The sequence below is a fragment of the Microlunatus speluncae genome (assembly GCF_009299835.1).
GTDB classification, from domain to species: Bacteria; Actinomycetota; Actinomycetes; order Propionibacteriales; family Propionibacteriaceae; genus Microlunatus; species Microlunatus speluncae.
The window spans coordinates 72471-85872 of sequence record NZ_VKCZ01000005.1 but is presented as its reverse complement, the minus strand read 5'-3'; the positions used below and the strand labels follow the sequence as shown (position 1 = coordinate 85872).

Below are 13402 nucleotides of genomic sequence, written 5' to 3'. Positions count from 1 at the left end.
TTCGCAGGGTCAACTCTATGGTCGACGGATATCGTCGGCTCATGAGTCCTGCTGCTGGCTCTGGAACCGGCCAACTGAACGAGGGCGCGGAGCCCTTCCGCGGCGGCACCGGCGAGGCCGCGGTGTTGCTCTGCCACGGCTTCACCGGATCACCGAAGTCACTGCGCGCCTGGGCCGAAGACCTGGTCCGCCGCGGCTTCACGGTCGATCTGCCCCGGCTGCCGGGCCACGGCACCGACTGGCGCGACCTGAACGTCACCGAATGGACCGACTGGTACGACTGCGTCGACAGCGCGTTCGTCCGGCTGGCCCGGGAGCACCCGGTCGTCTTCGTCGTCGGGCTGTCGATGGGCGGTTCGCTGGCGCTGCGGCTGGCCGCCGAGCACGCCGACCGGGTGGCCGGCGTGATCTTGGTCAACCCGTCGGTCCGCAACCCCGACCCACGGCTGCTGCTGCTGCCGGTGCTCAAGCGCCTGACCCCGTCGCTGGCCGGGATCACCAACGACATCGCCCGTCCCGGGGTCGACGAAGGCGGCTACGACCGGCTGCCGTTGCGGGCCCTACATTCGTTGACCCGGCTGTGGCGAGACGTCCGCGGCCGGCTGGACCGAGTGACCGCGCCACTGCTGTTGTTCCGCTCCGCGACCGATCATGTGGTGGACCCGTCATCGGCCCGACTGATTCTGGAAACTGTGAATTCGTCCACGGCGGAGGAGATCGTGCTCCGCCGTAGTTACCATGTAGCCACCATGGACGTCGACGCCCGGGAGATCTTCGATCGTTCGGCGGCGTTCTGCTCGGCGATCGCGGCCGAGGCAGGCGTGACCCCGTCGCGCAGATCGGAGGGCCAGACGTGACGAACGCGCCCGATCCCGAGCCCGACCGGCCGGACAGCCCACCCGACCCGGGCGACCTGGCCCCCGAGGACCAATCCGAGATCGACCGCGAGTTCGCCGAGATCATCTCCCGCTTCCACACCACCACCGAGCTGCCCGGCGATCCGGAGCCGTTGATCACTCCGGACGATGACGACGATCCCGTCGACGAACCCACCCCGCCGACGGCCTGGGCCGATGATCATCCGCTGTTCGTCTTCGACGCCCCGCCGCCGCGGCGCGAACCGGATCCGGATGAGGAACGCTACGTGCCGGAGCCGCCGCCCCCGCTGCCGCGGCCGTCCTGGCCGACGCTGCTGGCGACCATCTCGCTGGCGTACGCGACGCTGGCCATGATCGCGCTGATCCTCGGCGCGCCGCTGCCGGTCTGGGCCGGGGTGCTGGCGATCATCGGCTTCGTCGTCGGCTGCGCCATCCTCGCCTTCCGGTTGCCACGCAACCGGCCGCCGGGATCCGACGACGGCGCCATCCTCTGACTCCCGGGCCGGACCTCTGAGGCCCGGTCAGCCCTGGCCGCGACCCCGCAGGATCCCGCGCGCCTTCCGCTTCCGGCGCCGCGGCCAGAAGCCGGAACTGCCCGATTCGGGCGGTTCGATCATGGCGACCCGGGCCAGGTCCGCGGCGCCGATCAGCCCGGCGTCATTGCGGAACGACGCCAGGGCGACGGTCGCGGTGGGCCGGTAGCCGCGGCCGGTCAGGGTCCGCTCGAACGCCTGCCGGGCCGGTTGCAGCAACAGGTCACCGGCCGCGCTGACCCCGCCGCCGACCACGAACAGGTCCGGATCGAGGGCCGCCGCCAGATTCGCGATCCCCTGCCCCAGCCACTGCCCGACATCGGCCAGCAACTCGATCGCGGTCGGCTCGCCCTCCAGCGCCAGCGCGGTGACACCCGGCCCGGTGATCTGATCGATGTCGCCGTCGACGGATTCCAGCAGCCGGTACGCCAGCGGCGACTTGGTCCGGGCCAGCTCCCGGGCCTCGCGGACCAGCGCGTTGCCGGAGGCGTACTGCTCCCAACAGCCCCGGTTGCCGCACTCGCAGCGATGCCCGCCCGGCACGCTGATCATGTGGCCCCACTCGCCGGCCATCCCGTACGTGCCACGGAACAGCTGCCCGTTGATCACCAGGCCGCCGCCGATGCCGGTGCCGAGGGTGATGCAGATCATCACCGACGACCCCCGGCCGGACCCGAACCGATATTCGGCCCAGGCCGCCGCGTTGGCGTCGTTGTCGACGATCAACGGGACGTCGATCCGGGCTTCCAGCCGCTGCTTCAGCGGCTCGGACCGCCAGGCCAGGTGCGGCGAGAACCTGATCGTCGCCTGATCGCTGTCCACCCACCCCGCGGCACCGATCCCGACCGCGTCCACCGGGTGCCGGCCACGCAACTCCTCGACCAGGCCGACGATCGCGTCCTCGACCGCCTGCGGACTGTGCGTCGGCGTCGGCACCACCAGCCGATCGGACACCGCCCCCTTGCCGTCGACCACGCCGGCCGCGACCTTGGTGCCGCCGATGTCGACCCCGATGGTGACGCTCGTCCCGGGGGTGTTCATCCTTCGACGCGGTTCTTCAGCCCCTTCAGGGCACCATCGATGATCGTCTTCTCCGCCTTGCGCTTGAACATGCCGATCATCGGCAGGTTGACGTCGACCGTGAGCCGATACGTCACCAGGCAGCCCGATCCGGCCGGCTCCAACTGATAACTGCCGTCCATCGCCTTCAGCAGCGACCCCTCGACCAGGTGCCACTCGACCCGCCCCGACTGCCAGGTGTAGCGGAGCACGTACGTGTCCGACACCAGCGGATGCTGCAGCGTCATCCGCACCGTCTCGGCCCGACCGTCGTCGCCGGCGGTGAGCACCTCGGCACTCTTCATCGAGTCGACCCATTCCGGGTAGTGCCCGAAATCGGCGATCACTTCCATGATCGACTCCGGCGCGGCGTCGATCCGGATGCTGGCGCTCGTTTGCTCGCTCACCGGCACAACCTTAGTGTCCGGCCCTCCGCGCCCGGCCCGACCCGCCCTCATCATCCTGGGCCCCCCTCCCCCACCCACCCCGTTGAATCGCCGCTACGACCGCGGCCGGTCGTTTCCGTCGGGCTGCCGCCGGCGGATCACCTCGCGGAGGGCCAGCTCGACGGCCCGCCTCGCGGTCAGGACGCCGAGCACCGCCTTCGCGCGCTGCAGCAGCGCCGGATCGACCTCGACCATGATCGGCCCCTCCGGGCCGAACTCGCCTCGCCCCGCTTTCATGATCATCCGCCTCGGATCGATCTCACCGGTGCACCCGCTGGGCTGATCTTGACCATCTCTCCCCCGTCCGTGGCGATGGATCCAAGCGTGCCGGGTGGGTGTTGGCCGAGCTGTTGTCAGGGCCGGGGTCGGTGTCACCAGGATCGCCGGTGTTGTCAGCCGTCGGCCTCCGGCGCGGCTCGGGTCAGCCGCTCCGCCAGCTGGGCGCCGGCCCGGATCAGTTCCTCGGGCTCGCTGAGCTCGAGCTCGACGTCGAAGAAGGCGAACCAGGCCGCGAGCCCGACCCAGGTCCAGGAGCTCGCGGTCACCCGGCACCGGTCGGGGCCGGCCGGTTCGACCACGGCCTCGGGGCCGGCCCAGGGAGCGACCTGCTCCGCCGGCAGTCGCAGCACGGCCGTGCCCCGGCACAGCAGCGGGCCACCGCCGATCCGGCCGGCCAGATACGCGGCGGGGTCGGCCGCCGGCAGGGAGCGCGGGGTGAACCTCGGACCCGTCGGGGTCCGTGTCCGTAGCCGATCCAGCCGGAAGGTCCGCCAGTCGTCGCGTTCGGAGTCCCAGCCGATCAGATACCAGCGGCCGCCCCGGGCCACCAGATGATGCGGCTCGACCCGGCGGACGGCCGGCCGGTCGGCCTCGACCGGATAGTCGAAGCGCAGCGCCTCGCGGCGGCGGATGGCCTGGGCCACGGCCAGCAGCTCCGCCGGGTCGACCGGCGCGGTGGCCGGCTGGGCCTGGCTCACCTGCAGCAGATCGAGGCGCGGCCGGAGCCGGTCCGGCAGCACCTGCCGGATGCTGGTCAGGGCCCGGTCGGCGGCGTCGGCCAGGCCGGCGACCGAGCCCGGCACGGTCCGCAACGCCAGCGCCACTGCCAACACCTGGTCGTCATCGAACAGCAGCGGCGGCACGTCCCGGCCGGAGGTCAGCCGATAGCCGCCGTCCGGGCCGGTCGAGGACCTGATCGCGTACCCGGCCTCGCGCAGCCGGTCCAGGTCCCGCCGCAGGGTGCGCGGGCTGACGCCGAGCCGGTCGGCCAGCTCGGCCGCCGGCCAGAGCCGGCCGGGTTGCAGCAGCGAGAGCAGGGTCAGCAGCCGCGTCGAAGGCATCGCGTCCTCCCGTCAAGATCTCCAGAATCCTGACAGTTGTGGTCAGAAACTGTCCACAACCTTCCTTACGGTCGGAGCATGACCACGACGAAGGAGAACGCGATGACCCGACCGAGCCCCGTCCCCGACGGCTACCACACGGTGTCGCCCTGGATCATCGGCCGGAACACCGCGGGAGTGATCGACTTCCTGGTGAACGTGTTCGACGGCACCGACCTGGGCCGGATGGAGGACGGCAAGGGCGGCATCGGCCACGCCGAGGTGCGGATCGGTGACTCGGTGGTGCTGATGTTCGACATGCCCGACTGGCCGCCGACGCCCGGCTTCCTGCGCTTGTACGTGACCGACATCCAGCAGGTGCACGATCGCGCCGTCGCCGCCGGCGGCACCTCGGTGACCAAGCCGACCCACGTCTTCTGGGGCGACCTGGTAGCCCGGGTCAGCGATCCGTACGGCAACCTCTACTGGCTGATGGAGCGGATCGAGGAGGTCGACGAGGCCGAGGTCGGGCGGCGGCTGACCGACCCCGAGTTCACCGAGCGGCTGGAATACGTGCAGGGGACGATGTTCCATCCGGGCGCTCCAACGCGTCCTTGAGCCGGAACAGGGCCGCCCGCCAGCGCCGGGCGAGGTGCCGCCGGTGCAACTCGGCCCGGCGGCGCCACCCCGGCCCGAGCCGCCACCAGCCTCCCTCGGGCTCGACCGGGCGGAGCCAGAAATGCACCACCGCGCCCCGGGCCCCGTCGGCCCCGGCCGTCGGTGGCACCGCCTCGATCCACCACTCGCAGCTTCCCGTCAGTGCACCGGTCAGCACCGCCCGGAGGCCCTCGGCGCCGCGGTCGGCGTACGGCTGGATGATCAGTCCGTGGGCCCAGCCGGCCTGCCAGTCCGGATCGGCGAGCACGGCCGCGATCCGGGCCGGCTCGGACCGGATGAACAACTCGGCTTCGACGACAGTCATCCCGGTGGTCATGTGATCAACTCTCGCAGGGTCGCCCGCACCCGGTCGGCACCGAATCGGGACACGGCATGATCGCGACCGGCGGCACCCATCCGCCGGCGCAGGCCCGGGTCGCGGATCAGTTCGACGATCCGGCCGGCCCAGTGTTCGTGATCATGAGGGTCGAGGACATAGCCGGAGACGCCGTCGCGGACGGTCTCCGGCGCGCCACCGGAGTCGCCGACCAGGATGGGCAGCCCGGTCGCGGCGGCCTCGGCGAAGATCAGTCCGAGCCCCTCGGGCTCCAGTCCGCCCAGCCTGGTCCGGACCGGCAGCGCGAACAGGTCGGCCCGGCGCAGCTCCGCCGCCACCTGGCTCCGGGTCAGCGGTCCGGTCCAGCGGACCGAGTCGGCGATCCCCAACTGCCGGGCCGAGGCCTGCAGCCGGCGTCGTTGCGGGCCATCGCCGACGATGATCAACTCGCCACCGGCACCGACCCGCCGGCGGACCGTCTGCCACGCCCGGAGCAGGACGTCGATCCCCTTCCGGGCCACGAATCGGGCAGCGGCGACACAGCGCACGGTGCCGTCCCGGCCGTCTGCGCCGGCACCCTCGCGCCGGGCCGGGTCAGGGTGGAAGAGGTCGGGATCGACCGGCGGCGGCATCATGATCAACTTCTCGCTGTCGGCGGCCGGCAGGGCCGCGCGCAGCTCGCCGGCGGTGAACTCAGAGATCACGGTCAGCCGATCCAGCCCGGCCACCATCCGGCGCAGCAGGGCTCGGCTCGGCGGCAGCCGGCCCCACCAGATCTCGTGACCGTGGCTGATGCCGATGATCTTGGTCGCGCCGGCCGCCCGCAGCGCCGGCGCCATCAGACTCAACGGCGCGGCCGCGCCGAAGATCACCCGCCGGGCGTCGAAGCGGTGCAGCAGCCGTACCGCCTCGGCGGTGACGGAACGGCTCGGCAACAACACCGGGTCGCGGCGGAAGATCGGGAAGCCGGCCGCCCGATCGTACGGCTCACTGCCCTGCACCCGACAGGTGAGGACCACGACCTCATGATCAAGGAACCGGCAGACGTCGGTGACGAAGGACTCGATGCCACCGATCCGCGGCCCGAAGTCGTTGCTGATCACCAGGGTTGTCGGCCGGGAGCCGGTCGGCGCCGTCACGAGCCGGCGTCCTTGATCAAACTCTGCCGCCAGTCGGCGGTGAACCGGGTCAGGTCGACCCCGGCAGCGGAGCGCAACGCCCGGTCGACCCCCGTTCCGGCGCCGGCCGCCGCGACGAAGTGGTGCAGCGCCGCCGCCCCGTAGCGCTCGGAGATCAGCAGGCAGGCCGACCAGGCGAGCAGATAGGCCCGGTCCAGGTCGCGATCGCTGCCGGCCCGGAAGTCGTCGTCGGCGGGCAACGCCGTGGGCGCGCCGACCTGCCGGACGGTGGCGCGCAGGTTCTGCTCCGCCGTGGCCAGCAGGTCGGGCTCGGACGGGTAGGCGACCAGATCGGCGAAGCCCTCGACCAGCCACAGCGGCGCCGCCGACCCGGCGTCGTAGCGGGCGAGGTGGGTCACCTCATGGGTCAGCAACAGGTCGGCGGCCCGCGGGTCGAGGCCGGCCGCGTCGGGATTGACCACCACCCGGACGGCGATCCGCTCCGTCGCCGGATCCCGCGGATCGGCGACGCCCTCGGCCCAGGCGACGGCGGCATAGCCGGACTGCCGGCCCGGCTCCCCGCCGAGCAGCCGGTCATAGCCTTCCGCGGTCGCCGGCACCTCGATCACCACCGCGCCGGACCAGCCACGGCGCAGCGATTCCGGCACGGCCGCGAGCACCCGGCCGGCGGCCCGATCGGCCCGGTCGGCCCAGGCCCGGCCGGTGGTCCCGGCGCCCACGATCACCGCCGTGGCCCGCCCCTGGCGTACGACCTCGATCGGGTCCGACCACCAGACCGGCCGCGCTCCGGGTGGGTCGGCGGGCCGCAGGGCGGTCAGCCGAGCCGCGGCGCCGGCGAAGGTGAACCGGGCCCGGTGGGTGGCCGTCCCGGAGTCACCGGGGATCGCCCAGTCGATGGTGACCTCGCCGGTGCCGGCGTCGTCCAGGGCACCGGCGACCAGGGCGAACCGGGTCGGCCGCAGCGCGGTCAGGTTGGCCCACCACAGGTCGGTGGTGGTCCGGAGCACCGCATCGGCGGCGGCGAACTCGGCTTGGAAGTCGGCCTGTCGCCGGTCCAGGATCGCGGCGGCGAGCCGCTGCAGGGTCTGCTGCGCCGCCGCCCGGGTCGGCACTTCCGCCGGCCGGGACGGCGGCGGGGTCGCCGGCGGCGCCGGCGCGGCACAGCCGGTCACGAGAAACGCCCACGTGACCAGAACAACGGTCACGTGGGCGATTCGGGCCCGAGTCGGGCGCAGGTTCAGCGGATCAGCCGTAACGGCGGGCCCCGACGTACGGCATGTCGTCGAGGGAGGAGTAGCCGAGCGGCTTGCGCGAGTTCGGAGCGTGGAAGACCTGGCCGTTGCCGGCGTAGATGCCGACGTGGCTGGGCCGGGACGAGCTGTAGTAGAACACCAGATCGCCGGGCTTCAGATTGTCCTTCGAGACCGGGGTGCCCATCTTGAACTGCTTGGACGAGGAGTGCGGCAGGCTGACCCCGACCTTGCCCCAGGCCTTGAGCGTCAGGCCGGAGCAGTCGTAGGAGCTCGGGCCGTCGGCGCCGAACACGTACGGCTTGCCCTTCTGGGTGAGCGCCCAGGCGAGCACCTGCGCGCCCTTGCCCGAGCCGCTCGACGCGGAGTCGTCCTCGGACTTGCTGTCGTCGGAGTCGTCACCGGAGTCGCTGTCGTCGGAGTCGTCGTCCGAGGCCTGGCTCGCGGCCCGCTCGGAATCCTCCGACTCCTGGGCCTCCTCGTTCTCGATCTGCTCGCGCTGCTGCGCGGTCAGCCGGGTCAGGATCGCCTCCGCGTCGTCGACCCGCTTCTGGGCCTCCTTGCGGATCTTCTTCAGATCGTCCCGCTGAGACTCCAGCGCCTTGAGATCATCCGTGGCGGACTGCTCCAGGCTGACCAGGGCGGCCTGCTGCTCCTGGTAGTTCTGCAGCGCGCTGTTCTGGTTCTGAGTGATCTTCTCGACCGTCGACAACTGGCTGAGGAACCGGTCGGTGTCGGCGTGCAGGAACAGCTGAGCCGTGGTGCCGAGGCTCTGGTTCTGCAGGTTGGCCAAAGCGACCTGGCCGACGATCTTCTTCAGCTTCTCGATCATGGACCGCTGCGCCTTGAGATTCTTCTGCTTCTGCGCGAGCGTCTTCTCGGCGTCCTTGATCTCCAGCTTGACGTCGTTGTATTCCTGATCCAGCCCGGCCGCTTCGGCCTCGTGCTGTTCGATCTGGGCTTTCGCATCCTCGACGGTGAGCGGCGGCTCCGCCAGAGCCACCTGGCCCTGGGCGCCGACCAGCACGGTGGCTCCGAGTGCGACAACCGGCAACCCGTAGAGGGCCTTCCGGGTCACGATGCGAAACAGCGATGACATCCGAGCCCCAACGGAGCGTGCGGTCACGCGAACCTTTCCCTTCTCTCGACGCTTACCAGGTGAGCTGACGGATTCGGGCTGGGAAGTTCGCCCTACGACTGCGCCTCCGGTAACGAACCCGGACGCGCCCGCCGATTCACCCCACAAGATTGGTTCCCCGGCTCCCTCGTCGCTCCGCGCTTCGTGGGCGGCCTCGCGAGTGAGAGATTCAGCGTGCGCGATGTCTGTCGCGCAGGAGACACATTAGGTCACGGAATGGTTACGTGCAAACACCCGACACGCCGGATTTTCGGGGTCCGTTTCGAAGAGTGGAACGCCCGCCGGGAGAAGGTCACCGGCCGAGAGCTTTCGTTGAGGTGATGCTGAGCCGCTCCTGACCCGGCTCTAGGCGTAATCCTGCCAGGTCAGCGGGGTCTGCACCGAATTGGCGCGGGAGGCGCCCGGAATCAGCCGCAGCGGCGGCACCATCCCCGACTCGGCCAGTGCTTCGAGCGCGGCTCGCTCGTCGGCGTCGAGATCGACCCCCTCCGCCGGCGCCCCCAGCAGGACGCTGATCACGCAGTCGTCACAGGCCGGACCGCGGGCGGCACAGGTGCCGCAGTCGACGTGCAGACTTTCCTCCATCGGTCCTCCTCGGGCCACTGTTTCTGCTTCCGGGACCGACTCTGCCCGGCGCCACTGACAGTCCGCTCCGACAGCCGTCCCGGGAGCGGCCGTACGCTGCTGCGGTGAACTCCGGCCACGACTGGGCGACGCTGCGCGCGGCCTGTTGCTACGAGGACGCCGCCGTCCTGGCGCTGAACAAGCCGGCCGGGATCTCCGTGATGGGCGAGCGGCACGAAACCGACCTGGTCCGGATCGCCGCCGAGGCCGGCGAGACGCTGTATCCCGTGCACCGGATCGACAAGGTCACCTCCGGGCTGATCCTGTTCGCCAAGGATCTCGAGCTGCACGGCGGGTTGACCCGCCAGTTCGCCCGGCGCACGGCGGCCAAGCGCTATCTGGCCGTGGTCCGGCCGGGCGGGCTGCCACCGGAAGGCACCATCGACCTGCCGCTGAGCACCGGCCGCAAGGGCCGGATCCGGATCGCCGCCGACCGGTCCGCGATCGCCGCCGCCGGTGATCCGCCGACCTGGTCGGTGCCCGATTCGGCGGTCAACGACCGGGTCCGCAGCTATCCCTCGACCACCCTGTTCCGGCGGCTCGCGGCCGAGCCCGGCCAGGATCTGCTCTCCGTCGCCCCGGTTTCCGGCCGCCGGCACCAGATCCGGGTGCACCTGGCCTGGATCGGCCACGCCATCGCCGGCGACCCGCTGTTCCGGGCCGGGGACGACCCGGCACCGCGGACCGGCCTGCATTCCTGGCGGCTGGCGATCGACGCCGAGTGGGCCCAGGGGCGGCGGATCCGGATCGAAGCGGCGCCCGGAGCCGACTTCTGGGATCTGTGCCACACCGACACGCCGGAGGCGGCACTGTCGGCCGCCTGGGATTGACGGCACACTTGCCCCGTGGGAACCGTGACCATCTCTGCTTCGTACGGCGCCGGCGGGAGCGTGCTCGCGCCGCGGGTCGCGACCCGCCTCGGGCTGCCCTTCCTCGACCGAGCGATCTCAGTCGCCATCGCCGCCGAGCTCGGCATCTCGCCGGACGCGCCGGAGGCCAAGGGCGAGAGCCCGGGCGGCTGGTGGGCCCGGCTGGCCAACGTGTCGGCCATGTCGTTCTACGCCGACCCGAGCTTGGCCGCGATCCATCCGCCGGAGCAGCTGGTCCGGGAACGCTCGGAGCAGCGGCTGCGCGAGATCGCCGAGGGCTCCGGCGGAGTCATCCTCGGCCGCGCCGCGGCGATCGTGCTGGCCGACGTCGAGAACGCGCTGCACGTCCGGTTGGACGGGCCGGTCGAAGCCCGGATCGCCTCCGCGATGCGACAGCACGGCATCTCGGCCGAAGAGGCCAAGCAGAACCGCAAGATCAACGACGAGGCCCGGACCCGCTACGTCAAGCAGGCCTACCGGGTCGACCCGAACGCCGCCGAGCACTACCACCTGGTGATCAACACCGGCGCCATGTCCTGGGACGCCGTCGAAGAGTTGATCATGGTCGCCGCCGCCGCCCGCGGCATCGTCCCGCCGACCTGATCAGCAGAAGCTGATCAGCTCAGTCAATGATCAGCTCGATGCACAGCGAAACCGCCCAACCGGCAATCCCCCGCGACGACCGTCGAGCCGGCCGGCTCCCGCTGAGCCCACCCGCGCGTTGTCGACGCACCACGCGCGTTGTCGACGCACCACGCGACTGTTGCCGACGCACCACGCGACTGCTATCGGCGCAGCCTCAAGCAAGCGCACACGGCCGGCTACCCGACCTCAACCACCAGCACCACGTGACCGCTACCGGCACCCGCGACCACTGCAGCCGTCGCGTCCACCGACAGCAGTCGCGCCGGCCCCGGAGAGGACGACCGGCGCCATCGAGAGTGACCGGCGCGGCCTCAAGCAAGCGCACGCGGCCGGCTACCCGACCTCAACCACCAGCACCACGCGACCGCTACCGGCACCCGCGACCACTGCAGCCGTCGCGTCCACCGACAGCAGTCGCGCCGGTACCACGGAGAGGACGACGGCGCCTCCGAGAGTGTGACCGGCCCAGCCTCGCGCAAGCGCACGCAGCCGGCTACCCAGCCTCAGCCAGCAGCACCACGCGACCGCTATCGGCGCCCGCGACTGGTGTGGCGGTCGCGTCGACCGATAGCGGTCGCGTCGATCGATTGCCGTTGCGGGAGGCCCGGAGCGTGATCAGATTTCCGGCACGGTCAGGCGCGAATCCCAGGTAGGAGCGCCACGCGACTGCTATAGGCGCCCGCGACCACTGCAACGGTCGCGCCAGCCGACAACAGTCGCGCCGCGACGGAGGCCGCACGCGAGCACCGCGTCCAGTCCCCGCGCGACAGCGCCACGCGACCGCTATCGGCGCCCGCGACCACTGCAACGGTCGCGGCGGCCGAAAGCGGTCGCGTCGAGACGGACGGGTGATCAGCCGCCGGAGGCCTGTTTGGCGTCGGCGAACTCGGCGGCGATCTTGTCGCCGCCTTCGGATTTCCAGCGGGAGTAGGCCTGGTCGTAGTCGTCCAGGGTGTTGCGGCCGAAGAAGATGCCGGTCACCACGTCGCCCATCACCTTGCCGAGGGTGTTGCCCTTCCGGCTGTTGGTGTCGGAGTAGAGGCCGATCGTCGGGTCCTTGACCAGGTCGGCGGTCGCCCGCTGGTGCCAGGCGTGCTGAAGATCAACTCCCTCCCGCGGGCCCGGCCCGAGGATGGTCGGCGAGTCGACGATGTACTGCAGGTCCATGAAGTTCGTGGTGCCCTGCTGGGTCAGCGCCGGCAGCCCGTCCTGCCAGGTGAAGTCCTGGCCCTCGACGCCGTACTTGCGGCGCAGGTGCTCCCGGGAGCCGATCGGGGCGGCCAGGAAGTTCAGGACGTTCAGCAGTTGGCGGGTCTTCTCGTCGCCCAGTCCCTTCTTGATCACCGTGAGCGCCTGGAAGCCGGTGCCGGCGTAGTGCGGCGCGTCGCCGCCGCCGTCGAACTTGGGCAACATCATCAGCCCGAGTTTCGGGGTGCCTTCGGCCAGGCCGCCGAGCTGGCGGACGAACAGTTCCCAGCCGGCGTAGCCGTCACTGAGGAGCACGGTCCGGCCGGCGAAGAAGTAGTCGCGGAACTGGGTGTAGCTGGCCGACGCGGCGTCGGGATGGAACACGCCGAGCTTGATCAACTCCGCCGTCCGGGCCACCGACTCCTTCGTCCGTTCGTCGGCCCAGGCGTTGGTGAAGACACCTCCGGACTCACTCCAACCGTTCGGCGCGCCCAGCATCTCGGCGATCTGGAGCCGGGCGTTGGGGGCGTTGGCCATCGACCACCGACTCTGCCGGGCATCGGTCACCGCCTTGCACAGCTCGACGAACGCGGCGTAGTCGGCCGGCTCCGGATCGACCCCGAGTTGCCCGAACAGATCCCGCCGGAAATACATCGCACCACCGGCCACCGAGCGCGGCTGCGGCACGGCGAAGATCGTTCCGTTGGAGATCGCCGGCCGCCATGAATCGGTCGGAATGTTAGCCAGGTAAGGGAAATCCTTGGCCCCGCCGCCGGCCAGGAACGGTCCGAGATCGGCGAACAGCCGCTCCATCACCCGCGGCTGGTCCGGCGTCGGCAGCGGAAACATCATCAGTTCCGGCAACGAGCCGCCGGCGATCGTGGTCTGGAACTTGGTCGCATAGTCGGCGTTGGGGACCGCCGTGATGTCCAGCTCGGCACCGATGTCGGTCTGCAGTTGGGCATAGAACGTGTTGCGGTCCGCTCCGGGCGGCGTCGCGATGAAGGTCGGATACTGGATCGTGATCTTGCCCAGACCCTCCCCCGGCGGTGTGTCGAAGGCCGGCTTCGGATCGCGCGGATACGCGTAGTAGCCGGGCATCAGGACCTGATCGCCGGGCAGGTCGGGCTTGATCAACTCGACCGACGCGTACGACGGCAGCCTGGCGTTGACGTTGGCATGGCCGGTGTTGGACTCGACCGTCTTGTCGGGCGTGCAGCCGGCTGCCGTACCGACGACCAGACCGCCGGAGGCCAGGGCGCCGGCGGTGATCAACGAGCGCCGGGAGATTCTGGGGTTGTCCATGTTTCACTCCGATGT

General features: G+C 70.9%; 15 protein-coding genes and 1 riboswitch. Of the genes, 5 read left to right on the top strand and 10 right to left on the bottom strand.

The features are described from left to right. Positions 1 to 41 precede the first annotated feature (41 nt). Together FNH24_RS08135 and FNH24_RS08130 are read left to right on the top strand one after the other, a co-directional pair. Positions 42 to 857: an alpha/beta hydrolase gene (locus tag FNH24_RS08135; protein WP_152361663.1), complete on the top strand. Its 816-nt coding sequence runs from the start codon at positions 42 to 44 to the stop codon at positions 855 to 857. Then, the gene (locus FNH24_RS08130; protein ID WP_152361662.1) at positions 854 to 1372 is read left to right on the top strand and encodes a hypothetical protein; all 519 of its coding nucleotides are present in this window, start codon (positions 854 to 856) and stop codon (positions 1370 to 1372) included. Before FNH24_RS08135 ends, FNH24_RS08130 begins: the two co-directional genes overlap by 4 nt. Before the next feature lie 27 nt (positions 1373 to 1399). Here FNH24_RS08130 and FNH24_RS08125 read toward each other — a convergent pair whose 3' ends face one another. The 4 genes from FNH24_RS08125 to FNH24_RS08110 all read right to left on the bottom strand — a co-directional run bounded on the left by FNH24_RS08125 (position 1400) and on the right by FNH24_RS08110 (position 4256). Beyond that, positions 1400 to 2452 carry an ROK family glucokinase gene (locus tag FNH24_RS08125; RefSeq protein ID WP_152361661.1) on the bottom strand — a complete coding sequence of 351 codons (1053 nt, stop codon included), beginning with the start codon at positions 2450 to 2452 and terminating at the stop codon, positions 1400 to 1402. Then, on the bottom strand, positions 2449 to 2877 hold the full coding sequence (locus FNH24_RS08120) for an SRPBCC family protein (protein WP_152361660.1): 429 nt from the start codon (positions 2875 to 2877) through the stop codon (positions 2449 to 2451). Before FNH24_RS08120 ends, FNH24_RS08125 begins: the two co-directional genes overlap by 4 nt. 93 nt (positions 2878 to 2970) lie before the next feature. Then, a complete protein-coding gene (locus tag FNH24_RS08115; RefSeq protein ID WP_161606049.1) occupies positions 2971 to 3153 on the bottom strand; it encodes a type II toxin-antitoxin system VapB family antitoxin in 183 nt (60 codons plus the stop codon). A 155-nt stretch (positions 3154 to 3308) separates the two neighbouring features. Then, positions 3309 to 4256, bottom strand: coding sequence for a helix-turn-helix transcriptional regulator (locus FNH24_RS08110; protein WP_152361658.1), 948 nt, complete (start codon positions 4254 to 4256; stop codon positions 3309 to 3311). Positions 4257 to 4334: 78 nt separating this feature from the next. On the opposite strand from FNH24_RS08110, the gene FNH24_RS08105 reads away from it, so the two are divergent. Continuing rightward, the gene (locus FNH24_RS08105; RefSeq protein WP_246186806.1) at positions 4335 to 4853 is read left to right on the top strand and encodes a VOC family protein; all 519 of its coding nucleotides are present in this window, start codon (positions 4335 to 4337) and stop codon (positions 4851 to 4853) included. On the opposite strand, the gene FNH24_RS08100 is transcribed toward FNH24_RS08105, so the two are convergent. From FNH24_RS08100 to FNH24_RS08085, 5 genes are all read right to left on the bottom strand, one after another. Continuing rightward, a complete protein-coding gene (locus FNH24_RS08100) occupies positions 4789 to 5229 on the bottom strand; it encodes a polyketide cyclase / dehydrase and lipid transport (RefSeq protein WP_152361657.1) in 441 nt (146 codons plus the stop codon). The two genes, FNH24_RS08105 and FNH24_RS08100, sit on opposite strands and share 65 nt — an antisense overlap. Then, positions 5226 to 6368, bottom strand: a complete 1143-nt coding sequence (locus FNH24_RS08095) for a glycosyltransferase family 4 protein (protein ID WP_161606048.1) — start codon at positions 6366 to 6368, stop codon at positions 5226 to 5228. Before FNH24_RS08095 ends, FNH24_RS08100 begins: the two co-directional genes overlap by 4 nt. After that, complete coding sequence (locus FNH24_RS31390; protein ID WP_161606047.1) at positions 6365 to 7573, bottom strand: hypothetical protein; 1209 nt, start codon at positions 7571 to 7573, stop codon at positions 6365 to 6367. The genes FNH24_RS08095 and FNH24_RS31390 overlap by 4 nt, the downstream gene beginning before the upstream one ends. A 40-nt stretch (positions 7574 to 7613) precedes the next feature. Beyond that, a complete protein-coding gene (locus FNH24_RS08090; protein WP_152361655.1) occupies positions 7614 to 8717 on the bottom strand; it encodes a C40 family peptidase in 1104 nt (367 codons plus the stop codon). Positions 8718 to 8750: 33 nt separating this feature from the next. Then, a riboswitch (cyclic di-AMP (ydaO/yuaA leader) is annotated at positions 8751 to 8941 on the bottom strand. Positions 8942 to 9101: 160 nt separating this feature from the next. Continuing rightward, positions 9102 to 9341 (bottom strand): hypothetical protein, encoded by a 240-nt coding sequence (locus tag FNH24_RS08085; protein ID WP_152361654.1) that lies wholly within the window; start codon positions 9339 to 9341, stop codon positions 9102 to 9104. 104 nt (positions 9342 to 9445) lie between these two features. Here FNH24_RS08085 and FNH24_RS08080 point away from each other — a divergent pair, with 104 nt between their 5' ends. Then, entirely contained in the window at positions 9446 to 10210 is a 765-nt protein-coding gene (locus FNH24_RS08080; RefSeq protein WP_217428102.1) for an RluA family pseudouridine synthase, read from the top strand. Between the two features lie 15 nt (positions 10211 to 10225). Continuing rightward, the gene (locus tag FNH24_RS08075; protein WP_152361653.1) at positions 10226 to 10852 is read left to right on the top strand and encodes a cytidylate kinase-like family protein; all 627 of its coding nucleotides are present in this window, start codon (positions 10226 to 10228) and stop codon (positions 10850 to 10852) included. Between the two features lie 894 nt (positions 10853 to 11746). On the opposite strand, the gene FNH24_RS08070 is transcribed toward FNH24_RS08075, so the two are convergent. Continuing rightward, complete coding sequence (locus FNH24_RS08070; protein WP_152361652.1) at positions 11747 to 13387, bottom strand: extracellular solute-binding protein; 1641 nt, start codon at positions 13385 to 13387, stop codon at positions 11747 to 11749. Positions 13388 to 13402: the final 15 nt, after the last annotated feature.

Excerpts from the sequence above, each read along its gene's own strand:
- FNH24_RS08090 (WP_152361655.1), bottom strand. The coding sequence starts at position 8,717 with ATGTCATCGCTGTTTCGCATCGTGACCCGGAAGGCCCTCTACGGGTTG.
- FNH24_RS08135 (WP_152361663.1), top strand. The coding sequence starts at position 42 with ATGAGTCCTGCTGCTGGCTCTGGAACCGGCCAACTGAACGAGGGCGCG.
- FNH24_RS08125 (WP_152361661.1), bottom strand. The coding sequence starts at position 2,452 with ATGAACACCCCCGGGACGAGCGTCACCATCGGGGTCGACATCGGCGGC.
- FNH24_RS08070 (WP_152361652.1), bottom strand. The coding sequence starts at position 13,387 with ATGGACAACCCCAGAATCTCCCGGCGCTCGTTGATCACCGCCGGCGCC.
- FNH24_RS08110 (WP_152361658.1), bottom strand. The coding sequence starts at position 4,256 with ATGCCTTCGACGCGGCTGCTGACCCTGCTCTCGCTGCTGCAACCCGGC.
- FNH24_RS08085 (WP_152361654.1), bottom strand. The coding sequence starts at position 9,341 with ATGGAGGAAAGTCTGCACGTCGACTGCGGCACCTGTGCCGCCCGCGGT.
- FNH24_RS08105 (WP_246186806.1), top strand. The coding sequence starts at position 4,335 with ATGACCACGACGAAGGAGAACGCGATGACCCGACCGAGCCCCGTCCCC.
- FNH24_RS08100 (WP_152361657.1), bottom strand. The coding sequence starts at position 5,229 with ATGACCACCGGGATGACTGTCGTCGAAGCCGAGTTGTTCATCCGGTCC.
- FNH24_RS08115 (WP_161606049.1), bottom strand. The coding sequence starts at position 3,153 with ATGAAAGCGGGGCGAGGCGAGTTCGGCCCGGAGGGGCCGATCATGGTC.